Annotated in this window: 8 protein-coding genes; all 8 read right to left on the bottom strand. The window is 26.8% G+C overall.

Annotated features, from left to right (window positions below):
* Positions 1-17 precede the first annotated feature (17 nt).
* Positions 18-5,237, bottom strand: coding sequence for a DNA translocase FtsK (locus JW646_RS12355; RefSeq protein ID WP_228415329.1), 5,220 nt, complete (start codon positions 5,235-5,237; stop codon positions 18-20).
* Positions 5,212-6,846 (bottom strand): hypothetical protein, encoded by a 1,635-nt coding sequence (locus tag JW646_RS12350; protein ID WP_228415328.1) that lies wholly within the window; start codon positions 6,844-6,846, stop codon positions 5,212-5,214. The genes JW646_RS12355 and JW646_RS12350 overlap by 26 nt, the downstream gene beginning before the upstream one ends.
* 14 nt (positions 6,847-6,860) lie before the next feature.
* Positions 6,861-8,621 carry a hypothetical protein gene (locus JW646_RS12345; RefSeq protein WP_228415327.1) on the bottom strand — a complete coding sequence of 587 codons (1,761 nt, stop codon included), beginning with the start codon at positions 8,619-8,621 and terminating at the stop codon, positions 6,861-6,863.
* A 25-nt stretch (positions 8,622-8,646) separates the two neighbouring features.
* Positions 8,647-9,801, bottom strand: coding sequence for an aminotransferase class V-fold PLP-dependent enzyme (locus JW646_RS12340; protein WP_228415326.1), 1,155 nt, complete (start codon positions 9,799-9,801; stop codon positions 8,647-8,649).
* 14 nt (positions 9,802-9,815) lie between these two features.
* Entirely contained in the window at positions 9,816-13,325 is a 3,510-nt protein-coding gene (locus tag JW646_RS12335; RefSeq protein WP_228415325.1) for a hypothetical protein, read from the bottom strand.
* Positions 13,326-13,337: 12 nt separating this feature from the next.
* The gene (locus JW646_RS12330) at positions 13,338-14,195 is read right to left on the bottom strand and encodes a DUF4007 family protein (protein ID WP_228415324.1); all 858 of its coding nucleotides are present in this window, start codon (positions 14,193-14,195) and stop codon (positions 13,338-13,340) included.
* A 6-nt stretch (positions 14,196-14,201) separates the two neighbouring features.
* A complete protein-coding gene (locus JW646_RS12325) occupies positions 14,202-15,839 on the bottom strand; it encodes a phosphoadenosine phosphosulfate reductase domain-containing protein (protein ID WP_228415323.1) in 1,638 nt (545 codons plus the stop codon).
* A 1,327-nt stretch (positions 15,840-17,166) separates the two neighbouring features.
* Entirely contained in the window at positions 17,167-17,616 is a 450-nt protein-coding gene (locus JW646_RS20230; RefSeq protein WP_331478017.1) for a VapE domain-containing protein, read from the bottom strand.
* Positions 17,617-17,784 lie beyond the last annotated feature (168 nt).

Here is a 17,784-nt window from a genome sequence, read left to right as displayed (position 1 = left end):
GTTTTTTATTGTTTTACTTAACAATTTATATAGTCAATTATATCTTGAACTTCAAATTCATCAATAAAAGGTGATTTTGTTCTTATCAATGCAGAGGATTCTGCTGTTTTAACTAACATGTCTCCCTTACCCAGTAATGACTCAGCACCTTTTGTGTCAATAATTAAACTTGAAGCTGTAGAATCAGCTACTCTAAGAGCGATTCTTGCAGTTAAATTATTCCTTATTGTAGTAGTTATGATGTCTGCTCTAGGAGTTTGAGTACATATAATCATATGAATTCCTGCTGCTCTTGCTTTTTGAGATAATTGTTTAATTGCATGTTCTAGTTTATCTCTTACTTCCTTACTTTCTTCAATCATAGCTCCATATTCATCAAACACCATTAAGATTCTTTTTTCTTTAATCTCTGGATTTTTTTTATTGTAATCCGCTATATTTTTAACTTTATTTTGTCTAAATAATTTGTATCTTCTCTCCATTTCATCAACAAGATCCTGCAGTAACTGTACAGCTTCACTAGATTCTGTAGCTATGTGATTGTTTTTTGTATAAGGGCTTTCTTCAAACAATGTTAACTCAACTTGTTTTGGATCCACTAAGATCATCTCAACTTGATCAGGAGTATATATAGACATAATAGAAGCTAGCATTGAGTTTAAAAGTACACTCTTACCACTACCTGTTTGCCCAGCTATAAGTAAATGAGGTGTATTTGAATCACTCATGTCTATCACATTTGGGTTACCTAATATATCCTCTCCTAATGTAACATAAAACTTGTCACTATATTCCTCATACTCACTGCTTATTCTGTTAACTTTCTCTAATATATCACCCATTCTTATCATTTGTCTTTGGGATCTTACTATGTCTATGTTTACATATCCATCAGCTATAAATATAAAAGGCTTTTCATTTATTCCTAACCATAACTTCATATCTTCTGCATATTTTTCAATTTGATTAAAATCAACACCCATTCCTAAAGTTACTCTTATTCTAACTATATCAGGTCCTATAATATAATCATGTGGCATTATTTTTATTTTTTTTACTTCTAATCTATTTTTTAATTCACTAATTTTGATTTTAATACTTTTTTCTTCTTCCTCTGTTGATTTCTTATCTGATTTTTCAAGTAAATCAATTATTTGTGGATTTATTAATAATCCATTTTTATTGTGATTATTTTTGTTACCTATGTATTCTGGTTCTTGTCCTGGTCCTGGTTTTGGTTCTTTTAATTGTATATTTTCCCCAGGCTCTAAGTGATTAGTTTTCTCAACTTTATTATTTGTATGTTCTTTATTTATTTCTGTCTTACTACCATCAAATATTTTATTATCTTTTTCTAATTCTGCGTTATTACCTTCTTTGGATACACATTCTTCCGAACTTAAGCTAGGTACTAACATTTTTTTCACAGAGCTTTTACCAAAACTCTTGATGCATATATGATATTCATCTTCATTACAAAATTCTTCATCATACAAGTTCTCAGTTTCCGTATCTAACCAGTAAGTATACACATTATTTTCATAATGTATATTAAAGTTTCCTTCATTTATTAAGTCTAAGTTATCTACAATAAGTTTTAAATCATCATCATTTGTAATCTTATTATTGTAAGCTAAGATTCTATATAATTGATTAAACCAGAATCTCTTATCTACTGATTCACTGTCTCTACTCCATATTTTATTAAGTCTCTCATATCCCTCTATAACTTGATCTTTTGCCTTATTAACATGACTTAGATTTTCATTAGCTAATTTACATTCAATTATCTTAATATTTATATTTAACTCATTACTTTGATAAGAATTTGATTTTTTAGGAATTTCTACCAGTATGAAATCTGGTCTTAAACTTCCATTTTTATTTTTATCTAAATCTAATTGATTATCAAATAAATGGCTATGTGAATCTAAACTAATTATTTTTCTTATATAATAATTTTCATTATAAGAGTCGTTAAATATATTCTCAAAATTAGATGTCAATAAGTATGCTAAGAAGTTATTTATAGATTCATCGTTTGGATTGATTGCTTTTAAAATTTCGCTACCATCCAAATATCTTGCATTTGAAATACAATTTTCTGCTACTTCATTTATCTCACTAACTGTCCAGTTATTAAATTTAAGTCTTAACCTTTTTTTTAAAAAATTCTTTAAATCATCAAGATGACTTTTATTTGTTGATATAGCAGTATTCATTTCTCCAAAGTAACCATTACCTGTTGTAAATCCAATTATTTTATTATTTCGAAGGGATAATATTTGGGTATCTATATTTTCATCAAGCATAACTACCCAATTAGATTTTTCATGTAATACTTCTATCAATTCTTCTATTTTATTAGTTAATTCTACTTTTTTAACTACTCTATAACTTGCATCTTTAGCTATTGATGTCTGGACATAAGTAATAAGCTGAGCAAAGTTCATTTCACATTCAAACTGATTTTGACTTATGCAAACTTTTCTTTCTCTTTCTTCATTACAAGGTATTGGTAAATATACCGATGGGTATCTATTTTCTAGCGTTCTCTTAATATCTGCATTATTTATAGGGTCAGGACATATTTCTTTTAAATTTAAAATATCACTTACAAACATTAAATCTAAATCTACAATATTATCACTTAAATAATCATTAACATTAGTTATATTAGATACATCTAAATACTTTAGATATACTTTCACATCAACTCTATCATCTTCTGTAAACTTATTTTCAAGCCAAAACTTAATATAGTTCTTACCTGAACATGTATAATCTTCACTATATATAAATAAATTAATTTTACACTTATGATTATATTTTTCTAACTTTGAAATTACATCATGTAACCCTGTAATTATTATTTTATAGTCATTACAGTTAATAAACCCTACAGTTATACCATCTATTTTAGAAGGATATGTGTTTAAATAATCCCCTATAGTTTTTGATATGTATGATGAAATCGGATTACTTTGAATAATTTCTGAAGAATCTTCTTCAACTTCAAAATCTACTTTAACCGTTGAGCTTCTATAATTTTCAGTTGATTCTCCATACAACGAGTAAAACCCATAAGTCGATTTACAATCGACATATTTATTTGCATTCCCAACCATCATACTTGCACCTGATGTTATTGTTGATAGTTGATCATAACGGTCAAATTTATTTGTTACTAATCTCTTATTTATACATTTTGACGAATTACAAATATCACTATACATTTCTGCAAATCCATTTGCTAAGTAAGAATATCTAGTAGTAACCTTCTCTAACATTACAGGATGATACATAGGCATCATTGCCCCAATTATTGTATTAGAGTAAATTTGATCATTATTATGAATCATAAATGATTTAGAAAATGTATTAGCAAAATCATTATTTTTATGAGAACTTAAATCATTTATAATGCTTGGCATAGCCTTATTATATGCCATTATAAATTCACCTGCTAAAAGTTCCTGTTGGTTCTCGTTAAAGATTGTACTAAACAGACCATTTGTATAAATCTTATTCATTAATTTATTAAATTTTTTACCAACTTGTTCTACCATTATATAGGACTCTGTAGTTGATAGTTTTTTGTATTCTTCAAGTATATTCTTATAATTTATCTCTAAGTCTTTTATGGAATAAATAAATTCAGCTTCATTTTTAACTTCAAACGCTGAGTTTAACTTATGTGCAACTCCTATTGGTAAAAAGCTTTCTTGTTGTACTAGTTTTTCAAAAGAACCATATAAGAAATTAAGTGTATATATCCATAAATCAGTTTCTAGTATATTCCATTCGTATTCAAATTTATGAATTACATCTCCCACCTCTTCTGAACATAATGTATATTCCATTGAGATTTTAGATTTTTGTTCACCAGGTTTTGAACTTTTTAGTATACCTGAATTAATTAACTCTTTTGTATTTTTCAAATCAAAAGCATATATTTTATCTCCATCTATATTAAAAGAGTAAATTTCAGCTGATACATCACTATTAAATCTATTTATTAAGTTTTCTATATCTCCTAAAAATCTACACATTGATTTCCACTTAGTTTTTAGTTCATCCTTTTCAGCACTATCTGTTTTTGTATTAGCTAATCTTATTTTATTAACATTTATTTTAAATTTATCTATATTAAGTCTTTGTTCTTCACTTAAGCTACCTAATTCTATCAGTATAGGTAAAAACAGTGCTCTAAATGGATCTCCATATATCTTAGGTGTACTAGGATTCACTGTAGTTTTACCTACTTTCGAATTCATAATATCATTCAAAGTATTAAAATCACATTGTAACAACTTATCTTTTACTAAATTTAATTCTATTCCTTGTATATATTTTTTTAGATCTTCAATAACATCTTCATAGGAATTATATCCTGGAAATCTTAAATTAAATTCATTTTCTATTTCATATCTATTAAGATTATAGTAATTTTCAGCATCATCTTCTAATTTATTTAATTTTTTGTCAGTTTGAAATTTTGTAACTGAAGTCCTAAGAGCAAATTTATATGCTTTTTCTAGAATGTCTATTTTTTTATTTTCTTTGATAATATCCAACTTACTTAAAATTCCCTGTATATTAGGTATACTCCACCATGAATATAAGTTTTCAAATATTTCATTCACCAAGTCTAAAAATTTAATGTTTTTTGATAAATCATCAATAAAGTTGCTTAACTTTAATAAATCTTTTTGAACTATTTTAAATATATTTTTATATATATTATTAATTATTTTTGAATCTTCTTCATCTAACTTTATAGATGCAAGTTTAAATAATTGAGTATAGTTATCCTTAACAAATGATTCTACCACTTCCGGGTTAATTGTATAAAAATCTTCCAATCCACCTTGATCTTCTACTGCCTCTGTTCCCATTAAAAATATTACTGTATGATTATCTTGTAAGTTATTTGTGCTGAAATTTAAATTTCTCCATTTAGTAAGTCTTTCATCCTTAGAAATATAATCATTCTTTTTCATTTTTTCTAAAACTGATATATAGTTAGCATTAGTTTCCCAATACTTATACTTTTCATCAGATAATTTACCTATAAATCTAGTATTACATTCATTAAATTTAACGCTAAAGTATTCACATAGCTCTAAATATATTTGTGGCGTAACCATATTTTCTATTTTAATAAGTGTAAAGTTATCATTTCTGTTTATCTCTTTTTCAATTAATCCCCTAATTACTTGAACATACGACTGCATCTACTAATTCCTCCACTTTTTTATAAGGATTTTCAACTATCGACATTGCATCTGAAAGCTCTCTTAAAAATCCATTTTTTCTTAATAGATTTTGGAACTCTATTAAATTATAATTTAAGAATGAGACATCTTTAACATTACTTAAGTTATTATCATTTATATATTGGTAATACTCTTCCGCTCCTATTACAATACCAAAATGTTCATATAACTTTTTCAAAAATCTTTTTAGTGTTATTTTTGTTTCGGGCTCAACTAGTGATAATACTAAAAATCTTATTATCGAGTCATTCATAGCAAACCTCATATTTTCGCCTCTCAAAGGTATTACTAATCCAGTATCCTTACCTATTTTTCTTAATAACTTAAATGAATCTTCATTTGCTTTTTTCAATTTAGATAAATCTGATTTTTGTTTTTTATCTCTTCCCATTCCTATATCTACATTTCCAACTTCTTTATTCTTTAATAGTACCTTTGAAATAGATAATTCCATACAATCTTCAATATTTTTATATTCCTCAACAGCTAATTTCTTAATTTTATTATCTGTAGCTGATGTAGAAGGCACATGAATTAACCACATTGGATTACATTCTTCTACTTCATCTACTATACATTTAGATGATTCTACCATCATTCTTAATACTTGTACTACTATAGCCGTATTAAGTAAATCTATTTTTTCAAATTCTGAAGTTTCACTTATTAATAAATTATTTAATTCTTCTACTGTATATCTACTTCTTCTTTCATATCGTTTTGTTATCCATTTAGAATCAATTTCCTCTTGTAACTCTAATTCAATGTCTTTATTGCTATCTATATGACTTTTCAAAGTATCATACCATTTACTGTTAATCCAACTTGATATTACAGACATTTGAGGATAAGAGTTTATTAACCTGTTTATATTATTTTGTATATTATTTTTTAGCTTTTCATTATCTTTTAAGCCCTGCATTAAATGCAAATAATATACTTCCCCTCCTCTTGCCATAAAGTTATGTTCTTTAAATTCAAATCCACTATCTATTCCTCTGTCTACTTTTAAACTAAATTTGTTTTTATTTTCTTCCTCTGATTGTGTGAAATTTAAATTTTCTCTTTGTGATTTTTTCCCCATTGCTTCTGGAAAAATAGTTTCTTTGCATATTGGCATCATAGATTGAGCAAACCAACCTCTATTTTTAGTAACTGCCGAAAAACCGTAAAATAATTCTTGTATTATGTCTAAAATATCATCTTGATGATAATTTTTAGTTTTTATACTTTTTTTCAACTCGCTTCTTAGTTTTTCATAAGCATCTTTGTCCACATCAAACCTATTATCTAGTTTACTATTTTCAAAAAATATAAATCTTTTTAAACCTATATGAGGATTAACTTTGTATCCTAAAAATTTATTGTCATCATAATCAAACTTATCAAATCCACTTTCCCCATTTTGTTCCCCTATAAACATTAATAAAAATTCTAGCAGGTATTCTGGTACTGTTTGATCTTTTTTTATTCTTCTACCATATGTTTGAATTTGCAGGTTCTGCTTTATAAATGAATCTTTCTCATTCAACTTAATTTCCGGAAATATTTGTTGTATATTATTCATGAGCTCTCCCCCCCCTATCGTATTTCCATTTCATCATCTTCAATAATAAAGTTGATCTTATCTACACTATCTTTCTTTATTACTAACAATTTTATTTTTGGATTATTTTCACACTCATCTTCTTTATTATTTCTGTAATTTTTCAATAGTTTTGCCTTTAAATTATTTAAACCAAAAGTAAAACTAGGATTTAAACTCGTAAAAACTTCACCTTCACTTATTCTCATAAAATACTGATACATCTGGTATGTTAAACTTACTAAACTTTTACACATCTTAAATTTTATTTTAATTTCATATTGTTCAGTATTTTCTTTAAATGGTGAATATTTTAATTCATTTTTTATATTTATATCATCTTTAGGAACTTCTCCAAGTATTAATTGTACATTTTGTATATCATCTAGCTCCTTTTTAACCGTTAAGTATAAATTTTCTTGGTTTTTAGGATAAACTCCGACAAAAGTCTTATATAATCCTTCAAAGACAATATCTTCTAATCTAGCCTTTTCTTTATTAGATATTTTACTTTTTTTTCTTAATTTATAATAAGTATTAAATGCCTCTGAAAATACTTCATTCTTAAGTTTTTCAAACTCAACATCATCTAATTTACTAAATAATATATAAAATCTTCTTAATGATCTTCTTAACTTAGTTGCATTTTCACTGTTTATACCTAAATCTGATTGATGTGATTTTAATTGTTCTTCTAACACAAATTTTATTTTCTCATCAAACATATCGAAATCTTCACGAACAAATAATTGATAATCAGCAAATAATGCATTTTCATCCATTGCCACTTTGTTTAACTCTTTGATCGCTTTTATATTTAAACTTTCATTTATTCTCTTTACACCTTTGTAACCAAATAGTAGGTTTGGAAATGCGTAATCAAATACAGCATCATTTTTATATATAATACTTTTATTAATTTCCTCACAACTTAAGTTACCTGTTAGTGCAAATGATAAATGAGATAACATTTGTCTAATCGTTAATCTTGATTCATTTTCTTTAAACCAAACATAAATTTGTTCTAATATTACTGTAATTCTATCTAAATTTTCACTACATGTATAATAGTTGAATGCAATTGGACATTTAGTCTTAACCTCACAATTTTTACATTTTTCCCATAGTTCACTTTGTAATAAATTGTAAAGTATTTCTTTTACCAGGTATGTATTGTCTATATTAGCCATATTTACTGCTATAAAGCTACACTCTTCATCATCTATATTAACTTTAATAGGGTTAAGGCTGTTATTATCAAGTTCATTTAATATATTTACCTCTAAAGTTTCTGAATCTACTTCATCCATAATATTATCAAACGTGTTTATTAAAGGACCTGTATTAGAAATAAGCAAAGAAGAAACTCCTTTGTTTGGATACTTCAAAAATTTTTTAAGCATTTCTTTTTGTTTTTCTTCGTTTAATTCACTCATGTCTTTTACATAAAACAATTTATTGTTGTATAGTTCACTTTCACTAAGTGATTTTTTCCCACTATCAAAGTAGCCTAATTGATTTAATATTTGAATTAATATACTTGTCTTTCCATCTCCTGCATGTCCTGTTAAAATAACTGCTTTTGCATTTTCATTAAATAGCCTTTCGTATAGTACTTCCCCTAGTTTTCTATCTATTTTTATTTTGTCATAATATTTACTTAGTACTTGAGATTCGGCTAAAGCATTCTTATTACTACTATTAGCATTATTCATTGAATTAAGATATTCTATAAAATCATTTCCTATTTTACCCATATACATCAATTTCCCCCTTTAATTGCTATATTTCACATTCTAATTCACTTAGAGCTTCATCTAATTTTTCTATATCTTCTTCTGTTGTAAAATACCCTATACTAACCCTTATTGTTCCTTCCTCTCCACTATTGCTTATCTCATGTGCTAAAGGTGCGCAGTGCAAACCACTTCTCAATGCAATATTATACTCATCTGATAAAACTTGCGCCATTGAATCTACTGGATACCCCCTAAACTTAAACGAAACTATACCTATATGATTCTTACAAGGTATATAACTTTCAATAAAATCATATTTTTTTATAACTTGTACTAATTTTTCTGTAAGCTCAACTTCCCTATTTCTGATATTTTCTCTACCTATTTTTTGGTTCCATAATAATGCTTTATATAGACCAAATACTGAAAGTATATTCATACTTCCAGCTTCGTATCTTGTTGGTAAGCCTTTAGGCATATCCATATTAGCAGATTCAGTACCTGTTCCACCAAATATATATGGTTTTAATTCTATATTTTTGTTCATTATAAATCCTGCAATACCAAATGGTGCATATAATGTTTTATGACCTGCAAAAACAATAAAGTCAAATTTAAATCTAGTTAAATCTATCTCTTCTACACCTAATGATTGCGATGCATCTATAACATAAATAGGGTTGTATTTTTTAGATATTTCATACATTTCATTTATATCCGTAATATATCCAAATACATTACTAACATGGTTCACTATTATTAAATCTGGTTTATCTTTAGAAAAATCATATTTAATTTTTTCTATATCATAGCTCCACTTATCACTATTAAATTCTAAAAAATTTATTTTAACATCTTTATTTTTTGATACTTCATGAAGAGTTCTTAAAACTGCATTATGCTCAAATTTAGTAATATAAATGTTCTTTATATTACTATAATCAAGTCCAAACAATATTTGATTTAAAGCTATTGTTGATGAAGGCTCAAATATTGTTTCATATTCATATGTTGCATTTGCTAATTCTTTTATCATACATCTTGTTGATGTAACTATTCCATCTACATTTTCTGATGAATTACTTTTATTCCTTCCAACGTTAATACCTAATGTTTTATACATTTCAACCATATAGTTATATACTTCATTCGGTTTTGGAAATGTCGTAGCTGCATTATCTAAATATACACCGTCCATATTTTTCTCCTTACTTAAATGTGCTTTAATAATTCTAAGATAATATATTGTTTTTCTTCTCCTGAAACATATGATGAATAATCTTCTAATGTTTCTTTTAAATCTTCAAATAACATTTCTGCTCTATTACTTAATTCAATTTCTTGAGTTGCTGCAATTTCAAATTGACTTTGTAACTCATCATTTTGTTCATGAAACTCATCTATATCTTTTTTTAATTCTTTTAACTTTGATATAAATATTGTTGGAGTATCGTCATTCCAATCAGAAACATATATACCTAATAAACAATTAGATAATTTATTTAAATATGCTCCTAAATTATTTAAATCTTTATGATTATCTATCACATCTAGTAAGGATGTCATTAGATTATTTGTATATATACGATTTGCACTTAATCCATCTTTCCAATTACTTAAGCCGTTATTTACTGATACTTCCTCTTTTAAGTTGAATATTCGCTTTATATCTTTTTCTATATTCAAGCATACACTGTTTGTTAAATTATCTATTTTGCACTTAGTTACACTTAGTTTTTCTATTAATTCTTTGTAGCTATTAGTTTCAAAAATCATTAATAATTCTTCAAATAAGAATTTAATAGAATTTTCATTTAATGTTCTTAATTTATTTTTCAATTTAACATCAGCTTTTGATAGTTTTTCGTATTTTTCATCTCCTAAATAAACTCTTTTCGTATTTCTAGCATATTTGCTTAGATATAAAAACCATCTTTTTATGGCAATTATAATGTAGTTTAAGCTATCATATCTTTTATCATTTTCGTTAATGTACTCACTAAATATCTCTTGCAACTCATTTAAATACACTTCTTTTTCATGTGTAAATTCTTCTAATCTAATGCTATATTTTTCTGGGTTTTTATCTATATTTATTAATGTTTCAGAATTTAGTACTACTTCATTTCCATAATTAAATATAGATAAATATTTTTTATATTTGCTAAGTGAGTAAGCTAGTATTAAAGGTATAACACCTTTTTTCACCCCAAATTTTTCTGACTTAGATGTCATTAGTTCATAAAGTGATGACATATTTAATTCTGTGTTTAAAGCCTTTTTAATTTCTTTATCTATTTTTATTAACAAATAAGTAAAATTATCTGCTGGATTTTTGTCTAATACATTATAATCAAGTAAGTATGTTTCATCATTAACTTTACTTAAACCAACTCCAACTTTTAAAACTGCTCTCATTATTGTAGCTTCTAAACTACCTTTTCTAAATACAATTTCTTTACGTTCTGCATATTGAATAATTTGATCGATAACTTTAGTTCTTGAGCTAAGAACCACACTAGATGGCTCTGTCTTATTAATCATCTCATTATTTATAATAGGTGTTCTTTCATACACATTATCCATAATTTTAGAAACTAACTTTGATAAATCTCTCTTATTGTTTATTTTTTTTAATTTGTTTTGATAGTAAACTTCATTATTGTATCTCATTTGTAGTATTTTATTTAAATAATTAACTACATTATTCTCATATTGAGCTTCTAGTGAGTCAATTTCTGATTTTATAGTTGAATATAAATCTTTTTTGCTTTTTATTAACTTAATTGCATATAAATCTTTTATAATTTCTAGTTTTGGGCTATCAATAACATTTTTTATAAATATTACATCTAAGCTTTCATCTATACTTATAGGATTTTCAGTAATATATACTATTCCATCAGATGGTTCCTCATTTAAATCTTGTATTATATAATTGTTATTTTTATCTGAGCCTATAAATTTAATTTTAAAATAACGAATTATACAATTTCTATCATTATGACTTTTACTTTCAATAAATAAATTTTTGAAGTTATCATTTAAAAATTTATTTATATCAATACGTTTATTATTCTCTTTTATATTTTGAATTTCATTAAATACTTCAATATCATTGTTACTTGAAATATCGATAGCATCGCTTAGCTTTCTATGAATTAAATGATTTTCTTTTATAAGCTTTATTAATACTTCTTCACCTTTTTCTCCATATAATTGTTTTATTGACCTTATACCTGGCTTAAGTAGTGAGAAGTTATTTATCATTTGAATTATAGCTATAGATTTAATTACTTTAATTTCTAATTCGTCTTCTATATTTTGTAATACTATGTTTGTTCTTTTTAAAATTTTGTATATTTCATCACCTTTTCCAAGATTCTCAATACCCTCTTCAAAGAAATCAAATATTGCATCTAGCTTAACTTCTTCATTATGATTCGTAACATAATCTATAAGAGTATTGTTTTCATTTTTACATAAGAATGTAAATAATGTTCTTTCATTTTGTGCTACCCTTTCTGATATTCTTGGTAAACAGTATGATGCTATTGGATGTAGAGGATATGCTCCATTAATTATCCATTCTTTGTACTCTTCATCTGTTAAGTCTGTAAATAATCTTCTTAAATCATAATTATCAATTAGATTCATAAAATAATTCATATTAATAGATTTATATTTATTCCATTTTTTTTCGTCTTTTTTTATTGCATAAGATATTATCTCATATTGCTGATTAGAAAAATCATTATAATTTATCTCATCAAATCTTCCTTCTATACCCCTCCAATTATCAACATTACTTTTGTCTGCCTTATCAGTGTATTGTCCAATTGATTTATGAGATATCAACATCATTACAACTTTAGTATCATCTTTACTTCTATTACAAAACTCTGCAAAATCTTGTAATAGTTTGATATCTAGTACGTCATTTTTAGATACTAGATATTCAATATATTTTGAGAACTCATCATATAAAATAAATATCCCTTTGTATCCTTTTTCCTTTATTTTTTCACAAGTTTTTTCATATATTTTTATTGGGTGAATATCCATGTATGGTTTAAACTCTTCACCTGCAGTAAGTTGCATATATATTTTTTTAAATTTGTTGTAAGCATTTATATCATAATCATGTAATTTATTTTTAAACTCTTCGGCATCTTCTCCTAATATTTTCGTAAACTGGTTAAATGTTGTTTCATATTTGTCTTGCCATGCTTCTATCTTTTCAACTGCTTTTTCAAAATAGAAATCTAATCTTAAATCATCTATACCATTATTTATTAATGCATTTTTTAAACTGTAAACAAGTATGTCAGTAAAACTCTTATTATATGGTGTTGAATTTAAGATAACAGGTAAATATTTGTCTTGTGACTCGATAAAGTTTTGAGTTAAGTTATAAGCATTTTCACCTAATTCATTGCTTTTCTTTAAGAGTAATTTGTAATCTTCAGGATTTTTTTCCGAATTTGAAAGTAAATGAGCAATATATAGCGCTAAATGTGATTTGCCTTTTCCATATGGCCCTGTTAACAATTTTGCTTTGTTTTTGCTGTTGTCATTAAAAGTTTTTATAATTTCATTTATAATTTCAACTGATTTATATGTGACTATATATGAATTTGTTTTTGATCTATCTTTAAAATCTAAATTTAAATTAATAGATGATTTAATATCGTTATCTAATATTAAAATATCTTTTATCATATTCCTATCTCCCTATTCGTATATTTTTTCTAATTTGTCTATAGGACTATTTATGTCTGAAAGTGTAATATAATCTAATCCACCTGTTCTAACAGTCTTTATTAATCCTTCATTTTGTAATGAATCCATTAAATCCATCACTTCATAATCATTTAAGTTAAATATATTGCCTATACTTTTAGGTGATTCTATTATTTTCTTTATTTCTATATTGTTTTTTCCATTTGATAAATTAACAAGTATATAATAGGCTAAATAAATATTTATACTATTTTTATGAGTTTTTGTATAAATGTATTTTCCATTCCTACTATTTACAAAAGTTATCAATTCTAACTCAGCAAATGGACTTTCTATATTATCTTCAGGTGTTTTACCTGGCTTACTTATATAAGTATTTAATAAACAAGATATGTCATCATTAATACTTCTTTCAGCAACTTCTTTTTGATAAGTATTTAATATATATTCATTTAAACTATTAACTAAATTATCTTTGCTAAATTTGTTTCCTTTATATTCATTAAAGAACCAATACCAAGTAGTAGCCTGATCTTCATTAGTCGCTAAACTATAATGTAATAATTCCCAAGTTTCAATTTCTTCTAAATATGGATCTTTTCTCAATATCATTTCTGCAATTTCTGTTAATCTATAAATAGTTTGATTTCCTCTTCTTACTTTTCTTACTAAGTTCAAAGCTTCTAACCAATATTTTAAAGCTGCTACCATGTTGGTCCCTATACCAAATTCATCTGTAAGTGCACTACTTTTTTCTATAAATACTTCCTCATTTGCATTCACTTTAGTTAATCCCTTGTATATCCATCCTCTTCTTATATGAAAGCTTTGATGTCCCTTTATTTTCATTTATTCTTACACCTCATTTTTTGTATATAATATTTTACGTATATAGCACCCTCCAACAAAGTGGGTTACACATTCTAAACATCCACAACATTTTTTATCATTTATTGAATATCTACCATTTTTTATTTTTATAGCATCAAACTTGCATATGCTCTCACAAGCTAAACACTCCATACATAATTGAAATTTTGTAATTTGGCATTCTATTCTTTTTTCAAATAATGTGGGGTTTTTTTTGTCCATTATTACGACTTTTAATTTATTACTTCCATAATTACCTTCTATGCCTATAATAGGCTGAGATGTTCTTCTATCTAAAACTAAAACTTCATTTATTATCCTTCTACCACTTTCTTTGTCAATTTTTCCAAATGGTTTAAAAAGTTCATATAGGTCATCATCTATAGGTCTTTTTAAGTTATAAATTTTAGCATTTTCTTGAGTTGTACATACATCAGAAACGAGCTTAGTTCTACTTACATCTAATCCATTACCACCTTGTCTCGCTTTCCATCCACCCTCATCAACATAATCTTCTGGATCTGGTTTACCTATCTTAGTTGCAAATTCAACTAAAATATTTCTCCATTCTTCATATCTTTTAGGTTCATATAATTTACTCATATATTCAGACCATGAGCTATTATTAGGACAACACCAACAACCCACTCTTGAGTATCCCACTTTATATGCATCATTAATTAATACATCATTAGCTAATATATACAGCCAAACATCAATATCTTTCCAGTCTATAATAGGGCTAACTACCCTTTGCTTCGTTATTTTAGGACTTTCATAGTCCCTTTCATACTTACTTCTTGATACAGATTCACTTCTTCTTATCCCATAGAATGTTAAAATTTCTTTTTTCCTTTTAAATAATGCATCTATTTTTCTACTTATAGGTCCTGTTTTGAATATAGTACAACACCAACGCATTACCCTTGATGGCGGTCCAAAATTTTCTTTCGTTAACTCAACAAAATCTTTTTCATTATTTCTAACTGTTCTCATTAATAAATTTGGATGCGCCTTCTTATAGTTTTTTACATATTCATATGTTGAACTTAATTCTAAAGTTGTATCTCCAAATATGTGTATGATATCAGAACTAGCTAACCCTTTCATCACTACATCTGAAACAACAGTTGAATCTTTTCCACCACTAAAAGATACAAACATACTCTCAAAATCATAATCCTTAGATACTTCTTGCACATAGCTTATTGCTTCATCGCTTATTAAGCTTAATCTATACTTATTAGTTAATACAAATTTTTCTATGTAATTATTGAAATATTTGTATTTGTTTTTTGAACTATATTTTTCAATTATGCTTCTGATTTTATCTGGACTATTAGACACTATATCCTTTACCTTTAAATCTAATATTTTCCCATTAACAACATATTTGCTTCCTTTTATATTCCAAACATCATCTTTTATAAACTTTAATGGTTCTCCTATGGATGCTTCTAACATAAGTCTTTCTTCTGGATATACAGGTCTTGCATCTGTAGATATATATATTGCTTCATTATTACATATTGGACAACTATAATCAGCTGATTTTTCATTAATTAATACAGGTGTATTACATTGCTCGCAATAATAAACCATAACATCCTCTATTGTACTCATTCCATTCCTCCATTTATAATTACACTTTTAATACAATTATTATATCATTTATAATCATCATATTCTATTTTTATAATCAAGCAGTAAAAGCAACATTTTTATATATTATTTTTTATTTTTACATATAAAATATCATCATAATTTTTAATAAAACAAAATATAATTATTACCTATTGAAAATCATTATCTTTTCAGTTTTTATATTCTTCCTTCATACAAACTCCATAAGGCCTGTATCCATAAGCAATAGCTATCTTCTCCTCCTTAAATACTGAACATACTGCTCCTAAGCAATGTATCTTCGTGCTGATGGACAATCTAATTTACTATATATTTTTAATTTCTTATGGCCACCTCTAACGCCTGGTTCTTGTTACCAGTACTCTTGTCCGTTTCTATCTAATAATTTGTATATATAATTTAATACACCCTTATAAAGATATATCTTTCATATACAAGGCCTACACAAATTTGTGTACCCCTTAGCACTTAATACAATTACAAGCATGCTTCTTTGTCATAACTCCTCCCAATGTAATTCTTAATAAATTTGCAATAAACAATATACCATAAATTTTATAGATTATTTGTCATTTGATGTCGACATTTTTAAGAAATATACTCTTTTTTAACCACTAAATTTATCAATTTATTCATATCGAGTAGGAGCTAAATAATTATTTTATTTAGCGTACTCTCACACCACCGTGCGTACCGTTGGGTACACGGCGGTTAACTAAGATCACTATGTAGGTTATCATTTGAGCCACGTGTGGGCGAGCTACTTTAGAAAGTACATCCTTTATTAATGATATATCTGCTACATTATTTCGGATAGTGTTGGACTTTGTTTTGTATGGCAAACTTGTCCGTTTCTAATAGCCGCATATGTAGTTAACCGAGATTTTGCCGTAGGCTTCCTTCAGATTCCACCTCACGATTGACACCCTTGCCCTTAACTAGCAGTTCCCACTATGTCTGCCATTGTATGTTAATTATAAGGTATATCTTCCATTAAAATATTCATCATTTCTCTCCATTTTCTATAAATATCATGCCTTGTGCCTATGTTCCAAAAAACCTATACGCGCGCGCACACATATGCGCTATTTTTTCTTATTATTTTGTAGTTATTAAATAACTAGAAACTTTTATAGGCACACTAGGCACACACTCCTTCAAACACTGCTCTTTACTAACATCTAGCTTGTGCCTATGTCTGTGCCTATGCTGTGCCTATCTCCCAAGGCACAGTATTTCTGTCAAATTTTCTGTGCCTTGGTGTTCCTTGGTGTGCCTAACTGTGCCTTGGGTTTAAATTTCGCGTTTAATAAATGTTTTTTGGTGACCATATAAAACATATCTTATTTTCCCAGTTTTGTTTGACAATAATCTTTCCCAGCCACCTATACCATTTAACATACTCTCTAATTATTCCTTCCCTATCATCACATTCCAGAGCCTCTTTTTGAGCATCATAAGCCATGGCCGCTACTTCAACTGGCCAGAATCTTCTATTTCCTGTTATATCTCTTAGAAATCCACTTTCTGCATTAGTTGTTCCTACTATAATATTGCTTCTTGGGTGATTTTCCACAGTTATTCCATAGGCTTGGCGGATGCTCTTAATTAATTCATAAGGTATCTGTGTCTTAACAGCATCTGATAGAGCCATTATTAGTAAATGTGCTTTTTCTTCTAGTTTTTTGATTTTTTTAGTGAGCTCATATTTCCTAGCTTGAAATTCTTCCTTAGTTATTATTTCATCTTCATTCATCCATAGCTACTAATTTAAAAATAAAAAACTCGCTTCCCTTGAGCCACGTGTTGGCGAATCATTTTGCTATAGCTTTAAGCCACTGCGTGGGCGCTATGAAATTTCAGGCAAATCCGTTGCTCAAAAGTACATTTTTTACATTTTCTAAACGAATTGATAAAGCTTAAT

Source organism: Terrisporobacter hibernicus (genome assembly GCF_020809405.1).
GTDB classification, from domain to species: domain Bacteria; phylum Bacillota; class Clostridia; order Peptostreptococcales; family Peptostreptococcaceae; genus Terrisporobacter; species Terrisporobacter petrolearius.
This window is presented reverse-complemented; position numbering and strand designations above follow the sequence as displayed.

Excerpts from the sequence above, each read along its gene's own strand:
- JW646_RS12350 (WP_228415328.1), bottom strand. The coding sequence starts at position 6,846 with ATGAATAATATACAACAAATATTTCCGGAAATTAAGTTGAATGAGAAA.
- JW646_RS12330 (WP_228415324.1), bottom strand. The coding sequence starts at position 14,195 with ATGAAAATAAAGGGACATCAAAGCTTTCATATAAGAAGAGGATGGATA.
- JW646_RS12340 (WP_228415326.1), bottom strand. The coding sequence starts at position 9,801 with ATGGACGGTGTATATTTAGATAATGCAGCTACGACATTTCCAAAACCG.
- JW646_RS20230 (WP_331478017.1), bottom strand. The coding sequence starts at position 17,616 with ATGAATGAAGATGAAATAATAACTAAGGAAGAATTTCAAGCTAGGAAA.
- JW646_RS12345 (WP_228415327.1), bottom strand. The coding sequence starts at position 8,621 with ATGGGTAAAATAGGAAATGATTTTATAGAATATCTTAATTCAATGAAT.
- JW646_RS12355 (WP_228415329.1), bottom strand. The coding sequence starts at position 5,237 with ATGCAGTCGTATGTTCAAGTAATTAGGGGATTAATTGAAAAAGAGATA.
- JW646_RS12325 (WP_228415323.1), bottom strand. The coding sequence starts at position 15,839 with ATGAGTACAATAGAGGATGTTATGGTTTATTATTGCGAGCAATGTAAT.
- JW646_RS12335 (WP_228415325.1), bottom strand. The coding sequence starts at position 13,325 with ATGATAAAAGATATTTTAATATTAGATAACGATATTAAATCATCTATT.